The sequence below is a fragment of the Dellaglioa sp. CoH-57-MRSF-19 genome (assembly GCF_056781975.1).
The window spans coordinates 1-230 of the sequence record NZ_JBXAXW010000361.1 but is presented as its reverse complement, the minus strand read 5'-3'; the positions used below and the strand labels follow the sequence as shown (position 1 = coordinate 230).

Here is a 230-nt window from a genome sequence, read left to right as displayed (position 1 = left end):
CTGGCTCACAGGACCTCCGAGATGTCAGGGATCGGGTGCCAAGCAACAACGTAACCCTGATCCTCATAGTTTTCTGGGTACATGCCCTCACGCAGATCGGCTTCGACCCAACCGCCGTGCACCTTGGAATAGGCCCACAGTTTCGGCGGAATGTAGCGTGTGCCATCCTCACGTTCGAGGCAGACAATGACGGGCTCCGAATAGTCGTTACCGTAGTACATGTCGTACAG

General features: G+C 56.1%; 1 protein-coding gene. It reads right to left on the bottom strand.

From position 1 onward, the window contains the following. Positions 1-5 precede the first annotated feature (5 nt). Positions 6-230, bottom strand: a 225-nt coding sequence (locus AC1RO3_RS09485) for a hypothetical protein (protein WP_289873990.1), incomplete at its 5' end; no start/stop codon positions are given.